Annotated in this window: 2 protein-coding genes; both read left to right on the top strand. The window is 72.5% G+C overall.

Features of this window, described 5'->3' with window-relative positions:
* The first annotated feature begins 5 nt into the window (after nt 1–5).
* The gene (locus tag QSK18_RS36275) at nt 6–3968 is read left to right on the top strand and encodes an SDR family NAD(P)-dependent oxidoreductase (protein WP_502894210.1); all 3963 of its coding nucleotides are present in this window, start codon (nt 6–8) and stop codon (nt 3966–3968) included.
* A 44-nt stretch (nt 3969–4012) separates the two neighbouring features.
* Complete coding sequence (locus tag QSK18_RS17655; protein WP_285620550.1) at nt 4013–22264, top strand: type I polyketide synthase; 18252 nt, start codon at nt 4013–4015, stop codon at nt 22262–22264.
* Nucleotides 22265–22389 lie beyond the last annotated feature (125 nt).

Here is a 22389-nt window from a genome sequence, read left to right as displayed (position 1 = left end):
TCGACCTGGGGGCCAAGGGCTTCGAGTCCTCCGACCACCCCCTGCTCGGGGCCGCGCTCGACCTGTCCAACGGCGGCGGGGTGGTGATGACCGGACGGCTTTCCCTGCGCACCCAGCCCTGGCTGGCCGACCACGTGGTCGGTGGACGGGTGGTGGTGCCCGGGGCTGCCCTGGTCGAGATGGCGGTGCGGGCCGGCGACGAGGTCGGCTGCACCCGGATCGGGGAGCTGATCGTCCAGGCACCGCTGGTGCTTTCGGAGAAGGACGCCGCCCGGGTGCAGGTCACCGTCGGGGCGGACGGCCCGGACGGCGCCCGTGAGCTGACCATCCACTCCCGGCGCGAGGACGACCCGGGCGCCTGGACGCTGCACGCATCCGGAGCGGTCCTGACCTCCCCGGACCAGGCCTGCCTGGACCAGGCCCCGACCGACCTGTCCGAGTGGCCGCCGGTCGACGCCGAGCCCTACGACCTGGCCGGTTTCTACCCGGACCTGGCCGACGGTGGCCTGGCCTACGGCCCCCGGTTCCAGGCGGTGCGGGCGGCCTGGCGCCGGGGCGAGGAACTGTTCGCCGAGGTCGAGCTCGGCGACGGCCTGCCGGTGTCCGGCTTCGCGCTGCACCCGGTGCTGCTCGACGCCTCGCTGCACCTGCTCGGGACCACCCGTCACGACGAGTCCGGCCCGCTGCTGCCGTTCGCCTGGACCGACGTGGACGTGCACACCGCCGGCGCCGTCACCGCCCGGGTCCGCCTGACGCCCGCAGGCGACGAGGGCGTCTCGGTCACCCTGGCCGACGAGTCCGGCGACCTGGTCGCCACAGTGGGATCCCTGGTGCTGCGCGCCCTACCCAGCGGCATCACCGTGGGCAGCGCCCAGCTGGCCCGCGAGGCGCTCTACGAACTCGACTGGATCCCGGCCCGCGCCGACGAGACGACCGAGCACGACACCGACGGCTGGGTCGTGCTGGGCGGCACACTCGGTCTGCCCGGGATCACCCGCCACCCGGATCTGACCGCCCTGCTGGCCGACGTCTCGGCTCGTCCGCACACCGTGATCGTGCCGTGCATCCCCGAGGACGAGCCCACCGACGTCTCGGTGGAGCTGCCCGGCGCCGCCCGGGAGGCGGTCGCCGCGGTGCTCGGCACCCTGCAGGCCTGGCTGGCCGCCGACGAGCTGGCCGACAGCCGGTTGGTGCTGGTGACCCGGCTGGCCGTGGACGCCGGGGCCGCACCGGTCGACGTGACCGCGGCGGGAGTCTGGGGCCTGGCCCGGGTGGCGGCGGCCGAGAACCCCGGCCGGATCGTGCTGGTCGACCTGGAGACCCAGGACAACGCCATCGAGGCGCTGACCGGGGCCCTGGCCACGCACGAGGCCCAGGTCGCGGTGCGGGCCGGCCAGCCGCTGATGCCGCGCCTGGTGCGCGCCGCGGTCGGGCTCACCGTTCCCACGCTGGATGCTCTGGATGCTCTGAATGCTCAGGATGTGACCGAGGGAGGCGGGGCCAGCCGGTCCCCGGCGTTCGCGGGCGTGTCCGCACCGGCCGAGGGATCAGGCCCGAGCGCGGTCAGCTGGCGCCTGGAGTGCACCGGCCGGGGCACGCTGGAGAACCTGGCCCTCGTGCCCACCCGGGCGGGCACCCGTCCTCTGGCCCCCAACGAGGTCCGCGTCGCCCTGCGCGCCGCGGGCGTGAACTTCCGCGACGTGCTCAACGTGCTCGGCATGTACCCCGGCGAGGCCGGTCTGCTCGGCCTCGAAGGTGCCGGTGTGGTGCTGGAAGTCGGCGCCGACGTCACCGCGCTCAGGCCCGGCGACCGGGTGATGGGCCTGTTCGACGGCGCCTTCGCCCCGGTCGCGGTCACCGACTCGCGCCTGGTGGTGCCGGTGCCCGAGGGCTGGAGCCTGGCCGAGGCGGCGGCCGCGCCGGTCGTGTACCTCACCGCCTGGTACGCCCTGGTGGTCCTGGCCGGCCTCGGCGAGGGCGAGCGGGTGCTGATCCACGCCGCCGCCGGCGGTGTCGGGATCGCGGCCGTGCAGCTGGCCCGGCACCTGGGCGCCGACGTCTTCGGCACCGCCAGCCCGGGGAAGTGGCCGGTGCTGCGCGCTCTGGGCCTGGACGAGACCCGGATCGCCTCCTCCCGCACCACCGGGTTCGAGGCCGCGTTCCGCGCCCAGACCGGCGCCGCGGGCATCGACGTGGTGCTGGACTCACTGGCCGGCGAGTTCGTCGACGCCTCGCTGCGCCTGGCCGCCGGGCCCGGCGGCCGTTTCGTCGAGATGGGCAAGACCGACGTCCGCGACCCGGACGAGGTCCTGGTCGAACACGACGGTCTCAGCTACCAGGCGTTCGACCTGCTCGACTGCACCCCCGAACTGATCGCGGAGATGTTCGCCGCGCTGTCGGGCCTGTTCGCCGCCGGGGTGCTCAAGCCGCTCCCGGTGGCCGCCTGGGACGTCCGTCGTACCCCCGAGGCGTTCCGGCACCTCAGTCAGGCCCGCAACGTGGGCAAGGTGGTGCTCACCTTGCCCAGCTTCTCCCGCCGCAGCGGCACGGTCCTGGTCACCGGCGCCTCGGGCGCTCTCGGGGGCCTGGTGGCGCGCCATCTGGCCCACCAGAACAGCGCCCAGGACGACGACCTTCTGCTCCTGTCCCGGCGCGGGCCCTCGGCTCCCGGCGCGGCCCTGCTGGCCGCCGATCTGGCCGAGACCGGCGTCGGGGTGCGGGTGGTCGCCGCCGACGCGGCGGATCGCGCCGGGCTCGCGAGTGTCCTGGCCGCCGTCCCTTCGCAACGCCCGCTGAGTGTGGTGTTCCACGCCGCCGGGGTGCTGCAGGACACGGTGATCGGCTCGCTCACCGCCGAGTCGCTGGAGGAGGTGATGCGGCCCAAGGTCGACGGCGCCTGGAACCTGCACGAACTCACCCGGCACGCGGATCTGGACCGGTTCGTGCTCTTCTCGTCGGTCGCGGGCACCTGGGGCAACCCCGGGCAGGGCAACTACGCCGCAGCGAACACGGTGCTCGACGCACTGGCCGGACACCGCCGCCGCGCCGGCCTGGCCGCCACCTCACTGGCCTGGGGCCCGTGGGACCTGGACCCGGCTCTGACCGGAACCACCGGCGGCATGGCCGGCACCCTCACCGAGGGCGACCGCAAACGCTTGGCCCGCCAGGGCTTCGTACCGCTCACCGCGGCCGACGGGCTGGCCCTGCTGGACGTGGCCGTCGACGCCGTCGAACTCGAGGGCCAGACCCCGGGCGCAGGGCGGGCCCTGCTGGTGGCCGCCCGCCTGGACCGGGTGGCCCTGCGCAACCGCGACGCGGCGGGGCTGCCCCCGGTCGCGGCGGGCCTGGTCGCCGGGCCTGTCCCGGCTGCCGCCGCCCGGCGCACGTCGACCACCCCGATCAGCGGCGACGTGCCCGACGTGGCCGGCGAGAAGGACGTGGCCGCCGGGCTTCTCACCCTGGGCGCGGACGAACGGCAGAAGGCCATCCGCGACCTGGTGGTGGCGCAGGCCGCCCACGTGCTCGGGCTTCCCGGGCCGGAGGCGGTCGAGGTCAGCCGCTCCTTCCGGGAACTGGGCTTCGACTCGCTCACCGCGGTCGAGCTACGCAACCGGCTGGGCACGGCCACCGGACTGCGCCTGGGCGCGGCCGTGGTGTTCGACCACCCCACGCCGGACGCGCTCACCGGTCACCTGCACCGCCAGCTCGGCGGCGAGGACAGCGGCGAGAACGAGGTGCTGGCGGCGTTCTCCGGCCTGGAGAAGGTCGAGTCGGCGCTGGCCACCCTGCTGGCCGACGAGTCTGCCCGTTCCCGGGTCACCGCCCGGGTGGAGGAGCTGCTGACCGCCCTGCGGCGCAACCGGGCCGAGGACGACCAGGACAGCCCGGAGGTGTCCGTCGCCGATCGCATCGAAGCGGCCGAGGACGACGACATCTTCGATTTCATCGACAAAGAGCTGGGAATTTAGCGCTTCGGCGCTACGGATTCGTGGCAAGTGGAGAGGGTCGCCGGATGGCCAACGAGGACAAGCTTCGCGACTATCTCAAGCGGGTCACCACCGACCTGGCGCAGACGCGGGAGCGACTGCGCCGGATCGAGGAGGACCGGTTCGAGCCGATGGCCGTGGTGGGGATGGCCTGCCGGTTCCCCGGCGGGGTGGCCTCGCCGGAGGAGTTCTGGGATCTGCTCACCGCCGGCCGGGACACGGTCGGCGAGTTCCCGCAGAACCGGGGCACGCAGTGGGGCGAGGTCTACGACGCCGACCCCGAGGCGTTCGGCAAGAGCTACTCGCGTGAGGGCGCGTTCCTGCCCGGGGCGGGCGACTTCGACGCGCAGTTCTTCGGGATCAGCCCGCGCGAGGCCCTGGCCATGGACCCGCAGCAACGACTCCTGCTCGAGACCTCCTGGGAGGCGCTGGAGAACGCCGGGATCGACCCGGCCGGCCTGCACGGCAGCCCGACCGGCGTCTTCGCCGGCCTGATCTACCACGACTACGCCGCCGACGGGATCGACGAGGTCGAGGGCTACGTCAGCACCGGCGCCTCGGGCGGGGTCGCCTCCGGCCGCGTCTCCTACGCCCTCGGCCTGGAGGGCCCGGCCCTCACCGTCGACACGGCCTGCTCGTCCTCGCTGGTCGCGATGCACCTGGCCGCCGCCGCGCTGCGCTCGGGGGAGTGCAACCTGGCCCTGGCCGGCGGGGTCACCGTGATGGCCCGGCCGGGCACCTTCGTGGAGTTCTCCCGCCAGCGCGGCCTGGCCGCCGACGGCCGCTGCAAGGCCTACGCCGACGCCGCCGACGGCACCGGCTGGGGCGAGGGCGTCGGCGTCCTCGTGCTCGAGAAGCTCTCCGACGCCAAGAAGAACGGCCACCGCGTACTGGCCGTGCTGCGCGGCAGCGCGATCAACCAGGACGGTGCCACCAACGGCCTGACCGCGCCGAACGGCCCCTCCCAGCAACGGGTGATCCAGGCCGCGCTGGCCGGCGCCGGGCTCTCGGCCGGTGAGGTCGACGTGATCGAGGGCCACGGCACCGGCACCCGGCTGGGCGACCCGATCGAGGCCGAGGCCCTGCTGGCCACCTACGGGCAGGCTCATGACGACGAGAACCCGGTGCTGCTTGGCTCGGTCAAGTCGAACATCGGTCACACCCAGGCCGCCGCCGGGGTGGCCGGGGTGATCAAGATGATCCAGGCGATGCGCCACGGCGTGGTCCCGGCCACCCTGCACGTGGACTCGCCCAGCTCGCACGTGGACTGGGCCGCGGGGGCGATCGAGCTGGTCACCGAGCCGGTCGCCTGGCCGCGCCGCGACCGGCCGCGCCGCGCGGGCATCTCGTCCTTCGGGTTCTCCGGCACCAACGCCCACGTCATCATCGAGGAGGCCCCCGAGGAAACCTCGACGCTGGGTGACGCGCCGGCCGCCGAGAACCCCACCACGGCAATGGCCGTGCCCTGGCTGCTGTCGGCCCGCAGCGCCGAGGGCCTGGCCGAGCAGGCCCGCAGCCTGGCCGATTTCGTCCGTGAGCGCCCCTCCGGCGAAACCCTGCACGAATCCCCGCTGGGGCAGCGGATCGACCCGGCCGATGTCGGCTGGTCGCTGGCCACCGCCCGCGCCGGGCTCTCGCACCGCGCAGTGGTCGTGGGTTCGTCGGCCGCCGAGTTGGTCTCCGGGCTGTCCGATCTGGCTGATGCCCCAACAATGGACGTGGTGGCCGGCCCGGCGGGCCGGCTCGCGTTCGTCTTCACCGGACAGGGCGCACAGCGCCTCGCGATGGGTCAGCAGCTGCATGCCGCCTATCCGGTCTTCGCTCAGGCCTTCGACGCCGTCGGTGCCGAGCTGGACCAGCATCTCGACCGGCCGCTGGCCGACGTGATCCGCGGCGACGACCAGGAACTGCTGAACCAGACCCAGTACGCCCAGGCCGGCCTGTTCGCGGTCGAGGTGGCGCTGTTCCGTCTGCTCGAGTCCTGGGGAGTCCGGCCCGACCTGATGGCCGGGCACTCGATCGGCGAGCTGGCCGCGGCCCACGTGGCCGGGGTCTGGTCGCTCGCCGACGCCTGCACGGTGGTCGCCGCCCGTGGCCGGCTGATGCAGGCCCTGCCCTCCGGCGGGGCGATGCTCGCGGTCCAGGCCGACGAGGCCACCGTGCGCGAGGTGATCGACAGCATCGAGGGCGTCGACCTCGGCGCCGTCAATGGCCCGGCCGCTGTGGTGGTCTCGGGCCAGGCTGAGGCGGTCGCCCGGGTGCGGGAGCACTTCGAGGCCCAGGACGTGCGGGTGCGCAGTCTGCGGGTCTCCCATGCCTTCCACTCGGCCCTGATGGAGCCGATGCTGGCCGAGTTCGCCCGGGTCACCGCTTCGGTGGCCTACGAGCGTCCGCAGATCGCGATCGTCTCGACCGTCACCGGGCTGCCGGTGACCGACGAGCTCACCGATCCGGCCTACTGGGTCCGGCAGGTGCGCGAGCCGGTGCGGCTTGCGGACGCGGTGAAGGTGCTGCGCGAGCGTGACGTGCGTACCTTCGTCGAGCTGGGCCCGGACGGTGTGCTCTCCGCCCTCGGTGCCGACGACGCTGCTCAAGCGGGTGAGGCCTGGCTGCCGGTGCTGCGCCGCGACCGGGACGAGGCCACCTGCCTGATCACCGCTCTGGGCAAGGTGCACACCCGGGGCCTGACGGTGGACTGGCCGGCCTTCTACACCGGCACCGGTGCCCGCCGGGTGGACCTGCCGACGTACTCCTTCACGCACGAGCACTACTGGGTCGTCCCGCGCACCGACAGTGCCGATCTGGCCGGCCTGGGGCAGTCGGTGGCCGGGCATCCGCTGCTCGGAGCCACCGTCAGCCTGGCCGCCAGCGGCGGGCTCATGCTCACCGGCCGGCTGGCTCTGCACACCCAGCCCTGGCTGGCCGACCACCGGGTGGCCGGGCAGGTGGTGGTACCCGGCACGGCCCTGGTCGAGATGGCCGTGCGGGCCGGTGACGAGATCGGCCTGGGACGGCTCTCCGAGCTGGTGATCGAGGCGCCGATGGTGCTTCCGGCCACCTCCGGACTGCGCGTGCAGGTGGTGCTGGGGTCTTCCGGCCAGGTCTCGATCCATTCCCAGGCCGAGCACGACGACGTCACCGGCACCTGGTTCCGGCACGCCGCCGGCCTGTTGGAGCCGGCAGGGCCGGACACCGTCACCCAGTCCGCAACCACGCAACCGGCCGCCTGGCCGCCCGCTGGCGCTGATGCGTCCATTGTTGATTATCAAGCTCTTTCGGACACTGGGCTGAGCTATGGCCCGGTGTTCCAGGGAGTGAAGGCCGTCTGGCGCCGCGGTGACGAGGTGTTCGCCGAGGTCGCCCTGCCCGAGACGGTGGACGTTTCGGGCTTCGGGCTGCACCCGGCATTGCTCGATGCTGCCCTGCACGGCATCTCCGTGGCCGCCGGGGCACAGGTGCGCGTTCCGTTTGCCTGGAACGACGTGGTGGTGCACGCCACCGGCGCCCGTGCGGCCCGGGTGCGCATTGCTCCGGTCGGCGACGCCTACAGCGTGGATCTCACGGACGACTCTGGTCAGCCGATCGCGACTGTGGGTTCCCTTTCACTACAGGCTTTCACGGCTAAGAGCCAGGATGCCGGGCTGCTGCGCGAAGCGCTCTTCGGCCTCGACTGGGTGCGTGCCGAGGCCACTGAGACGCCGGTCGACGACTGGGCGGTGATCGGTGGGACGGGCCTCGAAGGAGTGCGGCGCTTCGACGATCTGGGCGAGCTGGTTGGGGCTTACCCCGAGGACGCGCTGCCGAAGACCGTCGTCGTGTTCTGCCTTCCCAACACGTCGGCCGTGGTGGCTCTGCCTGAGGGCGCGGCGACCGCTGTCACCGATCTGCTCGGAATGCTTCAGAGCTGGCTCCGGGAAACGGCTCTCGCCTCGTCCCGGCTGTTGGTCGTTACCGAGCGCGCGGTGGATGCCGGGGGAGTGCGGCTGAACCTGAGGGCTTCGGCCCTGACCGGTCTGGTGCGCGCAGCCGCAGCGGAGAACCCGGGCCGGATCGCCTTGGCCGACGTCGATGAGCTGGCCGACCTGATGGGCCCGGCGGGCGACGGCGACCGCATGGCTGCTTTCAGTGCCCTGCTCTCGGGCGGGGCCTCCCTCAGTGAGCCCGAGTTCGCCGTTCGCCAGGGCAAGATCCTGGTTCCGCGCCTGGTCCGTCCCGCTCAGGCGCTCACCGTGCCGCAGGGCAGCTGGCGCCTGGACTTCACCGGCCGGGGCACCCTGCAGAACCTCGAGCTGGCCCCGATGGAACCGGCCGCCGAGCTGCAGCCCGGCCAGGTGCGCGTTCAGTTGCGCGCCGGTGGCCTGAACTTCCGCGACGTGCTCAACGTGCTCGGCATGTACCCGGGCGATCCGGGCAAGCTGGGCCTGGAAGGCGCCGGCGTGGTCGTCGAGACCGCCGCCGACGTCACCGCCCTGCAGCCCGGAGACCACGTGATGGGTCTGTTCCCGGGGGTGTTCGGCCCCGAGGCGGTGGCCGACCAGCGCATGCTCGCCCCGGTGCCGCCGGGCTGGACCCTGGCCGAGGGCGCCGCAGCTCCGGTTGTCTTCCTCACCGCCTACTACGCGCTGGTCGAACTGGCCGACCTCAAGCGCGACGAGAAGATCCTGATCCACGCCGCCGCCGGTGGCGTGGGCATCGCCGCCGTCCAGCTGGCCCAGCACCTGGGCGCGCACGTGTTCGGCACCGCCAGCACCCCGAAGTGGCCGGTGCTGCGCGAGCTCGGACTGACCGACGACCACATCGCCTCCTCCCGAACCCTGGACTTCGAGCCGGCCTTCCGCGCCGTCAGCGGTGGCGGGGTGGACGTGGTCCTGGACTCGCTCGCCGGTGACTTCGTGGATGCCTCGCTGCGGCTGGCTGCGGGTGAAGGCCACCGGTTCGTCGAGATGGGCAAGGCCGACATCCGCGAGGCCGCCGACGTGGCCTGTGAGCACGAGGGCCTCTGGTACCAGGCGTTCGACCTGCTGGAGCTCGGACCGGACGAGATCGGCCGGATGCTCTCGGCGCTGACCGGGCTCTTCGCCACCGGTGCCCTGCGGCCCCTGCCGGTCGCCGCCTGGGACGTGCGCCAGGCCCCGGAAGCCTTCCGCTACCTGCAGCAGGCCCGCAACGTGGGCAAGGTCGTGCTCACCTTCCCATCGGCCGACCTGAGCGGCACCATCCTGCTCACGGGTGCCTCCGGCGCCCTCGGCGCGCTCGTCGCCCGGCAACTGGCCCGCCAGCTCGCCGCCTCCGCTGTCCTGCCCACTGGCAACAACACCGCGGCCTCCCCGGCAGCCGCCGCATCGACTACGCCGGGCACCACGCCTGCCGCCACGCCTGCCGCCACGCAGGGCAGCAAGCTGGCTGCCACGCCTGCCGCTACGCCCGCCAGCCCGCTGAGTGCCACGCCCGGCGTCGCTTCCCCGCCCGAACTGGTGTTGCTTTCCCGCCGCGGCCCCTCGGCCACCGGAACCGCCGCTCTCGCCGCTGAACTGGCCACCACCGGCGTCACCGTGCGGGTCCTGGCGGTGGACGCCGCCGACCGCGCACCCATGGCCGCCGTGATCGCCGGACTCAGGGGCCCTCTGAAGGGCGTCGTGCACGCAGCCGGTGTGATCGACGACGGACTGATCGGCGCCCTGACCCCCGAACGCCTGCGCCCTGTCCTGCGCGCCAAGATCGACGGCGCCTGGAACCTGCACGAGCTCACCCGTAGCACCGACCTCGACCTGTTCGCGGTCTTCTCCTCCGTCGCAGGCGTTCTCGGCAACCCCGGCCAGGCCAACTACGCCGCCGCCAACACCTTCCTCGACGCCCTCGCCGCCGCCCGCCGGGCCGAAGGCCTGCCCGGCGTCTCGCTGGCCTGGGGCCCTTGGCAGCTAACGACCGACAGCACCGCCGGAGGCATGACGGGGCACCTGACCGCGGCCGACTGGCAGCGCATGGCCGCGCAGGGCATGCAGCCGCTGAGCGAGTCCGACGGTCTCGCGCTGTTCGACGCGGTCAGCCGGACCACCCCCGCCCAGGCTCTCCTCGTACCCGCCCGCATCGACCGAGCCCGTCTGCGTCGCGCCACCGAGGTCCCGGCCCTGCTCTCCGGCCTGGCCCCGGCCCACTCGTCCCGGCGCGCTCTGAGCGCCACCACAACCACCACTGGGGAAGGCCTCGCCCAGCGCCTGGCCCCGCTCAGCCCCGCCGAGAGCGAAGAACTGGTACGCGACCTCGTCCTGAGCCAGGCCGCCACCGTGCTCGGCATGAACGGGCTCTCGGCCGTGGACACCGGCCGCTCGTTCCGAGAACTGGGCTTCGACTCGCTCACCGCGGTCGAACTGCGTAACCGCCTGGGCGCCGCAACCGGCCTGAAGCTCCCGGCCACTCTGGTGTTCGACTACCCGACCCCGACCGCGCTGGCCGCCTTCGTGATCCGCGAACTGGTGGACGACGTCCTTACGTCGGTCACCGTCCCGGCCCCGGAATCGGCCGCAGGGACGGCCGACGACCCAATCGTGATTGTCGGCATGGGCTGCCGATTCCCGGGCGGGGTCGGCTCGGCGGGCCAGTACTGGGACCTGCTCACCTCAGGCACCGACGCGATCACCGGCTTCCCCCGCGACCGCGGCCCGGCCTGGGAGGGCGTCGTCGACCCAGACCCGGCGGCCAGCGGCAAGACCTATTCGGGGGTCGGCGGATTCCTGCACGACGCCGGTGACTTCGACGCGCACTTCTTCGGCATCAGCCCCCGCGAGGCGCTGGCCATGGACCCGCAGCAGCGCCTGCTGCTCGAAACCTCCTGGGAGGCGCTGGAGAACGCCGGGATCAACCCCGAGTCGCTGCCCGGCAGCGCGACCGGCGTGTTCACCGGCCTGATCTACCACGACTACAGCACGGGTGATGTACCCGTCGAAGAGGTGGAAGGCTACGTCAGCACCGGCAATTCGGGCGGTGTGGCCTCGGGTCGGGTGTCCTACGTGCTGGGCCTCGAAGGGCCCGCGGTCACCGTGGACACGGCCTGCTCCTCCTCGCTGGTCGCCCTGCACCTGGCCGTTCAGGCGCTGAGGTCGGGGGAGTGCGACCTCGCGCTCGCCAGCGGCGCTACCGTCATGGCCACCCCCGGCACGTTCGTCGAGTTCTCCCGCCAACGTGGGCTGGCCGTGAACGGCCGCTGCAAGGCCTACGCCGACGCCGCCGACGGCACCGGTTGGGGTGAGGGCGTCGGTGTCCTTGTGGTGGAGAAGCTTTCGGACGCTCGCCGCAACGGACATCGGATCCTCGCGGTGGTGCGGGGGTCGGCTATGAACCAGGACGGCGCGTCCAACGGCCTCACCGCCCCGAACGGACCGTCCCAGCAACGCGTCATCCGGGCCGCTCTGGCCGGCGCCGGACTGGAAGCGGGCGACGTGGACGTGGTCGAGGGCCACGGCACCGGCACCCGCCTTGGCGACCCGATCGAGGCCCAGGCTCTGCTCGCGACGTACGGCCAGGCTCACGACGACGAGAATCCGCTGCTGCTGGGCTCGGTGAAGTCGAACATCGGCCACACCCAGGCGGCCGCGGGCGTAGCCGGGATCATCAAGATGGTCGAGGCGATGCGGCACGGCGTGGTCCCGGCTACCCTGCACGTAGACGCGCCCAGCACCCAGGTCGACTGGAGCACCGGCGCCGTCCAGCTCGTCACGGCGGAAACGGCCTGGCCGCAGACCGGCCGTCCCCGCCGGGCCGCCGTGTCGAGCTTCGGCTTCAGCGGCACCAACGCCCACGTGATCCTGGAACAGGCCCCGGACGAGCTCGAGCCGAAGGCGACCCCCGCCTCCGCCCCGCCCACTGCCTCCGCGACCGCCACGGTCACCGCCTCGGCGCGGTCCGCTTCGGCCGCCACCTCCACCGAACCCATCTCCGTCCACCCGACCCCCACCCCCGCGGCACCGGTGCTTCCCTGGCTGATCTCGGCCCGCAGCCGAGCCGGCCTCGCAGCCCAGGCTGCCCGCCTGGCCGCCGCCGTCCGCGAGGGCATCACCACCGGCACCGCCTCAGCCACTGGCACAGCCTCAGCCGCCGGCACAGCCTCGGCCGCCGACACTGCCTCGGCCACCGGCACTGCCTCGGCCGCCGACATTGCCTGGTCACTGGCCACCACCCGCGCCCAGATGGGCCACCGAGCGGTGGTCGTCGGTGCCTCCGAGGCCGAACTTCTCGACAACCTCCAGGCCCTCGCCGACGATCGGCCGGGCGAGCACGCCGTCGGGCACACCGGGGCCCTGGGCAAGGTGGCCTTCGTCTTCACCGGCCAGGGTGCCCAGCGGATCGGCATGGGGCAGCAGCTCCACGCCACCTACCCGGTCTTCGCCGAGGCCTTCGACGCGGTCTGCGCGGGCCTGGAAGAACACCTTGGTCAGCACCGCTCCGGACTCACGCTCAAGCAGGTCATCGCCGGGGAAGTCAGCGACAGTATCAACCAGACGGTGTGGGCCCAGGCCGGTCTGTTCGCCGTCGAGGTCGCCCTGTTCCGCCTGCTCGAGTCCTGGGGTGTGCGTCCGGCGCTGGTGGCCGGGCACTCAATCGGTGAGCTGGCGGCCGCGCACGTCGCCGGGGTCTGGTCATTGGCCGACGCCTGTGCCGTGGTCGCCGCCCGCGGTCGGCTGATGCAGGCTCTGCCCGAGGGTGGGGCCATGCTGTCGGTCGCGGCTTCGGAGGACGTGGTCCGGGAAGCCCTGAACAGTGGCGTGAGCATCGCCGCGGTCAACGGTCCCAACGCCGTGGTGGTCTCCGGCCCGGAAACCGACGTCGACCAGTTGGCCGAGCTCTTCACCCAGCGCGAGATCCGGGTGCGCAAGCTGCGCGTCTCGCACGCCTTCCACTCGGCCCTGATGGAACCCATGCTGGCCGAGTTCGGCCGGGTCACGGCCTCGGTCTCCTATGCCACGCCAAAGATCCCGCTGGTCTCCACGCTGACCGGCGCCCTGGCCGGCGACGAGCTGACCGACCCGCAGTACTGGGTACGTCAGGTGCGGGAAGCCGTGCGGTTCGCCGACGCGGTGAGCACGCTGCGGGAGAGCGGAGTCAGGACGTTCGTCGAGCTCGGACCGGACGGCGTGCTGTCCGGCCTGGGTGCGCAGAGCGCGGAAGAGGACGAGGCCTGGCTGCCGCTGCAGCGTCGTGACCGGGCCGAGGCCACCACCCTGGTCTCGGCCCTGGGCCGGTTCCACGTGCGGGGCGGCGGGGTGGACTGGCCACGGTTCTTCGCCGGTTCCGGCGCTCGCCGGGTCGACCTGCCCACCTACGCCTTCACCCGCCAGCGCTACTGGCTGAGCTCGGGCACCGGCCGCTCGGACGCCACCGGTCTCGGTCTCGGCTCCTCCGGCCACCCGCTGCTCGGCGCTGCCGTCAACCTCCCTGCCAGCGGTGGGCTGGTTCTTACCGGCCGGCTCTCTACCGTCGCTCAGCCCTGGCTGGCCCAGCACCAGGTGGCCGGCAGGATCGTCGTGCCCGGCGCCGCGCTGGTCGAGATGGCCGTCCGGGCCGGTGACGAGGCGGGCCGCTCGCAGCTGTCCGAGCTGATCATCGAGGCGCCCCTCGTGCTCGCGGAACAGGGCGGCGTGCGGGTGCAGGTGACGGTGGACGGCGACGACCTGGCCATCTACTCCCAGCCCGAACGGGAAGACCCGTCCAACGCCTGGACCCGACACGCTGTGGGCCGGCTCGGGGACATCGAAGACGGCGCATCTATCGGCGAGGCCGCGGTCTGGCCCCCGGTGACGGCCGAGCCTGAGAGCCTGGACGGCTTCTACGCAGGTCTGGCCGAGCAGGGCCTGAGCTATGGCGCCCTGTTCCAGGGGGTGCAGGCGGTCTGGCGTCGCGGGGACGAGCTGTTCGCCGAGATCCAGCTGCCCGAAGACACGCCCGTCAGCGGTTTCGGGATCCACCCCGCGCTCCTCGACGCCGCCCTGCACCCGATCGCGCTGGCCAGCGCCAGCGCCAGCGCCAACGCCAGCGACAGCAGCGGCAACGGCACTGGCAGCCGCCCCCGGTTGCCGTTCGCCTGGACCGACGTCACCGTGCACGCCACCGGCGCTCGCGCTGGTCGTGTGCACCTGACCCCGGCCGCTTCGGGAGACGGCACGGCGCTGACCCTGGCCGACGGCTCAGGCGTTCCGATCGTCACCATCGGCAACTTGGCGCTGCGTCCACTGGAAGCCCAGGTTGCCGAGACCGGCAGTGAAGCCCTCTTCACCGTGGAATGGGTCAACCCGCCGAGCGACTTCGCGACCGAAAAGCAGCACACCTCGTTGGGCAGTCTGGCCATCCTGCGACCCGCCAGCCCGGTGAAGGAGGCCCCCCTGGGCCTACCGGCTGCCACCCCGGTCCACTCCAGCGTCGCCCAACTCCTGGCCACCCTCGGCGACGAATCCGCAACCATGCCCGCCACCCTCGTCCTCAATCTGCCGGCCAACACCGACACGAACGCCGCAGCGCCGCTGCCAGAGCGAGTTCGGGCCACGGCCGCCCAAACCCTGCAGAGCGTCCAGGATTGGCTCTCGGAAACCCCTTTGGCCGGAACACGCCTGGTCGTCGTCACTCACAACGGCATCGCCGCCGGCCCCGGCCAGCACGACCTCGACCTGGCCGCGGCCTCGGTCTGGGGCCTGATCCGGGTGGCGGCGAGCGAGAACCCCGGCCGGCTGGCCCTGATCGACCTCGACGGCAGCGAGACTCCGGAGCAGTTCCAGACCGCGCTCGCCTCTGCCGAACCCCAGATCGCCGTCCGGGCAGGCCAGTTCCTGGTTCCCCGCCTGGCCCGCGCCACGAAGAACACCGCGCTGAAGACCCCCGCCGTGGACAACTGGCGGCTGGACTTCACTGAGCGCGGCACCCTCGACAACCTGACGCTGGCCGAGACCGAACCGGTCCAGCGGCTGAGCCCCGGCCAGGTCCGGGTGGCGCTCAAGGCTGGCGGAGTGAACTTCCGCGACGTGCTGAACGTGCTCGGCATGTACCCGGGCGAAGCCGGTCAGCTGGGCCTGGAAGGCGCGGGCGTCGTGCTCGAAACCGCGCCCGACGTTGCTGAGTTCCGGCCCGGCGACCTCGTGATGGGCCTGTTCACGGCCGCGTTCGCCCCTGAGGTGGTCACCGACCAGCGACTGCTGGCCAAGGTGCCCCAGGGGTGGAGCATCGCCGAGGCGGCCGCGGCCCCGGTGGTCTTCCTCACCGCCTACCACGCCCTCGTCGAACTGGCTGATCTGCAGGCCGGTGAGTCGATCCTGATCCACGCCGCGGCGGGTGGCGTCGGCATCGCCGCCGTGCAGTTGGCCCAGCACCTCGGCGCCACCGTCTTCGGCACCGCCAGCCCGTCGAAGTGGTCGGTGCTGAAGGATCTCGGCCTTGCGCCCGAGCGCATCGCCTCCTCGCGAACCCTGGACTTCGAGCAGGCGTTCCGGGCCCAGAACGGCGGTGTGGACGTCGTTCTCGATTCGCTGGCCGGTGAGTTCGTGGATGCTTCGCTGCGGCTGGCGGCCGGCTCGCACAACCGGTTCGTGGAGATGGGCAAGGCTGACATCCGCAACGCCGTGGACGTGGCCCGTGACCACGACGGTCTGCAGTACCAGGCGTTCGACCTGCTCGAGCTGGACCCGTCCGAGATCGGCCGGATGTTCGCCGCGCTCACCGACCTGTTCGCAGCCGGCGCCCTGCGGCCCCTGCCGGTGGCGGCCTGGGACGTGCGGCGGGCCGTCGACGCCTTCCGCCACCTCAGCCAGGCCCGCAACATCGGCAAGGTCGTGCTCACCTTCCCCCAGCCGCGGCGAGCCGGAAGTGTCCTCATCACAGGTGCTTCCGGGGCTCTGGGTGGCCTGATCGCACGGCACTTCGCCGACACCGGTCAGGCTGAGCGCATCGTCCTGCTCTCGCGCCGGGGCAACACCACCGATTTGGCCGCCGAACTGGTCGAGCTCGGGGTTGCAGTGGACGTGGTGGCCGCCGATGTGGCCGACCGCGCCGCTCTGGAGCAGGTCATCGCGGGCACGCCCAACCTCCGGGCCGTGATCCACGCGGCCGGCGTTCTGGACGACGCAGTGCTGACCTCGCTCACCCCGCAGGCCCTGGAAGCAGCGCTGCGGCCGAAGGTGGACGGCGCCTGGCACCTGCACGAGCTCACCCGGCACCTGGATCTGGACGCGTTCGTGCTGTTCTCGAGCATCGCCGGCATCTGGGGCAACCCCGGGCAGGGCGGTTACGCGGCCGCCAACACCGTGCTCGACGCCCTGGCCGCCCACCGCCAGGCCGCCGGGCTGCCAGCGACCTCCCTGGCCTGGGGTCCGTGGCAGCTTGCTGAGCAAGCGGGTATGGCCGGGAACCTGGGCCAGGCCGACTGGCAGCGCATGGCCGCCCAGGGCCTCGAACCGCTCAGCGCCGCTGACGGACTCGCCCTGCTCGACACCGCCGCGACCGACGACCGGGCCCTGCTCGTTCCGGCCCGGCTCGACCCCAGCGTCTTCACCAGCAGCAATGTGCCGGCCCTGATGGCGGGCCTGGTCACCCGCAGTCGCAGCACCCGGCGGGCCGCCACCGGCTCGGCCCGCCGCTCAGACCTTTCCCAGCTCACCGAGGCCGAACTGAAGACGCTGGTGCTCTCCCGGGCGGCAGCAGTTCTCGGGCTGGCCGGGCCTGAGGCGGTCGACGCCGACCGCTCGTTCCGGGAACTCGGTTTCGACTCGCTCACCGCAGTGGAACTACGCAACCAGCTCGGCGAGGCGACCGGACTGCGGCTGCCCGCCACGCTCGTCTTCGATTACCCGACGCCCACCGCGCTGACCGCCTACGTCCTCGGCGAGCTGGGTGGAGGCGCCGACAAGACCCAAGAGACCACCGATGGACGAGTGGTGGCGGCGGACGACGACCCGATCGTCATCGTCGGGATGGGCTGCCGGTTCCCCGGCGATGCCGACGGTGAGGTCGCCTCGGCCGACGAGTTCTGGCAGATGCTGGCCGAGGGCAGGGACGCGGTCGGGGGGTTCCCACTCGACCGTGGCCCCGAATGGGCAACGGTTTTCGACGCCGACCCGGCCGCAGTAGGCAAGAGCTACGCGCGGGACGGGGCCTTCCTGCGGAACGCGGGCGACTTCGACGCCCAGTTCTTCGGGATCAGCCCTCGCGAGGCGCTGGCCATGGACCCGCAGCAGCGTCTGCTGATGGAAACGTCCTGGCAGGCCCTGGAAGACGCCGGCATCGACATCGCGGGCCTGCACGGCAGCGACACCGGCGTGTTCACCGGCCTGATCTACCACGACTACAGCAGCGGCGGCGCCGTCCCCGGCGATGTCGAAGGCTTTGTCGGAACGGGCATCTCGGGCGGTGTCGCATCGGGCCGGGTGGCCTACGCACTCGGCCTCGAGGGCCCGGCCGTCACCGTGGACACGGCCTGCTCGTCCTCACTCGTGGCCCTGCACCTGGCCGCCCAGGCCCTGCGCTCGGGGGAGTGCACGCTGGCCCTGGCCGGGGGTGCCACGGTGATGGCCACGCCCAGCATCTTCGTCGACTTCTCCCGCCAGCGCGGCCTCGCGGCCGATGGCCGCTGCAAGGCCTACGCCGACGCGGCCGACGGCACCGGTTGGGGTGAGGGCGTGGGTGTCCTTGTGGTCGAAAAGCTTTCGGACGCTCGACGCAACAATCATCGAATCCTCGCGGTGGTGCGGGGGTCGGCAATGAATCAGGACGGCGCGTCCAACGGTCTCACCGCGCCGAACGGGCCTTCACAGCAGCGGGTCATCCGGGCGGCCCTGGCCAACGCCGGGCTTCAGCCCGGTGACGTAGACGTGGTGGAGGGCCACGGCACCGGCACCCGGCTGGGCGACCCGATCGAGGCCCAGGCCCTGCTCGCGACGTACGGCCAGGCTCACGACGACGAGAATCCATTGCTGCTGGGCTCGGTCAAGTCGAACATCGGCCACACCCAGGCAGCGGCCGGCGTGGCCGGGATCATCAAGATGGTCCAGGCCATGCAGCACGGCGTGGTCCCGGCCACCCTGCACGTGGACGAGCCCAGCCACCAGGTCGACTGGGAGGCCGGCAGCATCCGGCTGACCACCGAACTCACCCCCTGGCCGGACCGGCCGGGCACCGGGCGCCTGCGCCGGGCCGGGATCTCCAGCTTCGGCTTCTCCGGCACCAACGCCCACGTGATCATCGAGCAGCCGCCTGCCCCGGAACCGGAGGAGAGCATGCACAACGCCCTGCCTGCGCACGGGAACACGCACGGGAACGGTGCAATCGCAGCACCCGTCCTGCCCTGGGTGATCTCGGCCCGCGGTGAGGACCGGCTCGCAGCCCAGGCCCAGCGCCTGCGCGAGTTCGTCGCCGCCCGCCCCGGCCTGCGCGAGCAGGACGTGGCCTGGTCCCTGGCCACCAACCGCACTGCGCTGACCCACCGGGCCGTGGTGGTCGGCAGCGGCCGCGACGAACTGCTCGAGGGTCTGGCCGGACGTCTGGTGCTCACCGGCGCCACCGGAGAACTGGGTCGCCTGGCCTACGTTTTCACCGGCCAGGGCGCGCAGCGGGTCGAGATGGGCGAGCAGCTCTACGCCGCCTATCCGGTGTTCGCGCAGGCCTTCGACGCGGTCTGCGCCGGGCTGGAGGAGCACCTCGACCAGCCGGGCCGCTACCTGCGGGCGATCATCGGCGGCGACGGCTCGGGCGACAACGTGCTCGACCGCACGGTGTGGGCGCAGGCCGGTCTGTTCGCGGTCGAGGTCGCGCTGTTCCGTCTGCTGGAGTCCTGGGGCATCCGCCCCGACCTGGTCGCCGGGCACTCGATCGGTGAGCTGGCGGCGGCGCACGTGGCCGGGGTCTGGTCGCTGTCCGACGCCTGCGCCGTGGTCGGCGCGCGCGGCCGGCTCATGCAGGCGCTGCCCGCCGGTGGCGCCATGCTCGCCGTCCAGGCCACCGAGGCCGAGGTGGCCGAAGTGCTCTCAACAATGGACGGGGTGGCCGTCGCAGCGGTGAACGGCCCCACTGCGGTGGTCGTCTCGGGCGACGAGAAGGCGGTCGCCGAGGTCCGGTCGGTCTTCCGGGAACGTGGCGTATGGGTCCGGGACCTCCGGGTCTCGCACGCCTTCCACTCCCCGCTGATGGAACCCATGCTGGCCGAGTACGCGCAGGTCACGGCCTCGGTCTCGTACTCGCGGCCGAGCATCCCGCTGGTCTCGACGGTCACCGGGAAGCCGGCCGACGAGGAACTGACCGACCCGCAGTACTGGGTGCAGCAGGTGCGGGAGCCGGTGCGGTTCGCCGACGCCGTGGCGGGCCTGCGGGATCAGGGAGCCCGGACGTTCGTCGAGATCGGCCCCGACGCCGTGCTCTCGGCCCTGGGCCCGCAGACCGCCGAGGAAACGAGCGCTGGGCGGGCCGAGGCCTGGGTGCCGATGCTGCGCCGTGACCAGGCCGAGCCTTTGACCGTGGTGACGGCGCTGGGGCAGCTGTTCGTGCGCGGCGCATCGGTGGAATGGACGGCCTTCTACGCCGGCTCCGGCGCCCAGCGGGTGGAGCTGCCCTATTACTCCTTCACCCGGGAACGCTTCTGGCTCAGCACCAACCGCGCCCCGGTCGACGCTTCAGAACTGGGCCAGTCGGCCGCCGGGCACCCCCTGCTGGGGGCAGCCGTGGACCTGCCGGGCACCGGGGGAGTAGCCCTCACCGGCCGTCTGTCCCTGGCCGCGCAGCCCTGGCTGGCCGAGTACGCGATCGGCGGCACGATCGTGGTGCCGGAAAGCGCCGTGGTTGAGATGGCGATGCGGGCCGGGGACGAGACCGGCCACCAGCACCTCGCCGAACTCACCATCCAGGCCCCGCTGACCCTCACCGCCAGCAGCACGCTGCAGGTGCAGGTGGTTGTCACCGCGCCGACCGCGCCCAACACGGACACCGCGTCGGTCACAGCAGCGACCGTGCCCACCGCACTGGCCGCAGCCGGCGACCGCCGCGAGGTCAAGCTCTTCGCCCGCCCGGAACAGGGCACCTGGACCGAGCACGCAACCGGGGTCCTCACGCTCCGAAGAGACGACCAGACGCCGGTAACGGCCAACGAGTGGCCCCCCGCCGGCGCCCAGCCCGACCCCTCGGCCACCTTCCGCAACGTGAACGCGGTCTGGCGCCGAGGCGAGGAGACCTGGGCCGAGGTCACCCTGGCCGGCTCCACCGACGTCACCGGTTTCACCCTGCACCCCGACCTCCTGGACTCCCTCAAGCCCCTGCTGTCGGGTGACTCGGGTACTCCCGTGCTCACCGCCGCGTGGAACGGCGTGACCGTGACGGCCACCGGGGCGACGACCGCCCGGGCCCACCTGGCGCCGGCGGAATCCGGGGGCACCGCGATCACCCTCACCGACACCCAAGGTGAGCTCGTGGCGTCCATCGGTGTGGTAGTTCCGCGGGCTCTGGAAGCCGGTGAAATCGTTGCCGAAAGCCAGGAATCGCCGTTCCAACTCACCTGGACCCCGATCGGGACCGGCGCCTCCGAGATCGAGGCGCGCGACCCGTCCATAATTCAGGTTCGCCCGATCGCAGCCGGCACCGTGCCCGAAAGCACCCGCGCGACCGTGCAGGCCGTGCTCGCCGAACTGCAGCAGTGGCTGGCTGCAGCCGAACCGGGCCGACTCGTGGTCGTGACCCGGGGTGCAACGGCCGACAGCTCACCGGATCTGGCGGCGGCCGCGGTCTGGGGCCTGATCCGGGTGGCTCAGTCGGAGCATCCGGACCGGATCGTCCTGCTCGACCTCGACAGCGAAACGCTCGACCCCGCTCAGATCCCGGCAGCACTGGCCACCGGCGAACCACAACTTGCCCTGTGCACCGGGCAGTTCCACGCACCGCGCCTGGCCCGAACCCAGCCCACCAACCCCGCCGAACGCACCGTCGCCCCGGGCACCCTCCTCCTCACCGGCGCCTCCGGCGCCCTGGGCAAACTCGTCGCCCTCCACGTCGCGACCACCGGCCAGGCCGAACGCGTCGAGCTGATCACCCGCCAGGGCCCCCAGGCCTCCGGCCTGGCGGCCCTCGCGGCCCAGGTGGCCCAGGCCGGCGCCACCGCCAGCATCACCGCCGCCGACGTCACCGACCGGCCGGGCCTGACCGCCGTCCTCAAGCGCATCCCCGCCCAGACTCCGCTTCGCTCCGTCATCCATGCCGCCGGCGTGCTCGACGACGGCATCATCGACTCCCTCACCCCCGACCGCCTCGACACCGTGCTGCGTCCCAAGGTCGACGGCGCCTGGAACCTGCACGAGCTCACCCTCACCGCCGACCTCGACCACTTCGTCCTCTTCTCCTCCATGGCCGGGCTCTGGGGCAATGCGGGCCAGGGCAATTACGCCGCTGCCAACACCTTCCTCGACGCCCTCGCCACCCACCGCCGCGCCCTCGGCCGACCCGCCGTGTCGCTGGCCTGGGGACCGTGGCAGCTCGAAGACAGCACAGGCATGGCCGAGTACCTGGAAGACGCGACCCGCCAGCGCCTGGCCCGCTCCGGCCTGCACCCGCTGACCAGCCAGGGCGGCCTGTCCCGGCTCGACGCGGTGCTCAGCCACCAGACCTCGTCGGCCGTGCTGGTCCAGGTGCCCCTCGACGAGGCCGCCCTGCGCCGCCACAACGGCGTTGGGCTGCCGCCCCTCCTGGCCAGCCTGACCGGCTCCCCCTCCGGGGGCAGCACTCGCCGGGTGGTGGGTGCGACCGCCGCAACGCAGGAATCCCTGGCCGACCGGCTCACCGCTCTACCCCCGACCGCCCGCGAGCGCGCAGTGCTGGACCTGGTGCGCACCCAGGCCGCCCAGGTGCTGGGCCTCAACCGCCCCGACGCCCTGGACACCGGCCGCTCGTTCCTGGAGCTCGGCTTCACCTCCCTGACAGCGCTGCAGCTACGCAACCAGCTCACCGCCGAGACGGGCCTGACCATGCCCGCCAGCGTCATCTTCGACTACCCCACGCCTTCGGCCCTGGCGGGATACCTACGGGCGGGGGTCATGCCCGCCGAAGGGGACGCGGACGGCGCCGTCTTCGAGGGCATCGACCAACTGGAGACGCTCCTGGCCGGCGTGGGCCAGGACAGCCGCAAGCGCTCGGAGATCATCACCCGCCTGGAGGGCCTGATGCAGAACCTGCGCAGCCGCAGCACCACGCAGGAGTCGGCCTTGGAAGAACTGACGATCGCCACCGACGACGAGATGTTCGACCTGATCGACCGGGAGCTGGGGATCTAGAGGCGAACGCCTAGGAGGCCCCCGGCGAGATACCGACGGGGGCCTCCTAGGCAGGTAAAACAGCGATGAAAAGGTACCTCTGATCGGCTGATTGTCACGCACGGCGTTCGCGTGTCACTCTGCGT

The organism is Kineosporia sp. NBRC 101677, from assembly GCF_030269265.1.
GTDB classification, from domain to species: domain Bacteria; phylum Actinomycetota; class Actinomycetes; order Actinomycetales; family Kineosporiaceae; genus Kineosporia; species Kineosporia rhizophila.
The sequence above is the reverse complement of the archived record's forward strand: the minus strand, read 5'-3'. Positions and strand labels throughout refer to the sequence as shown.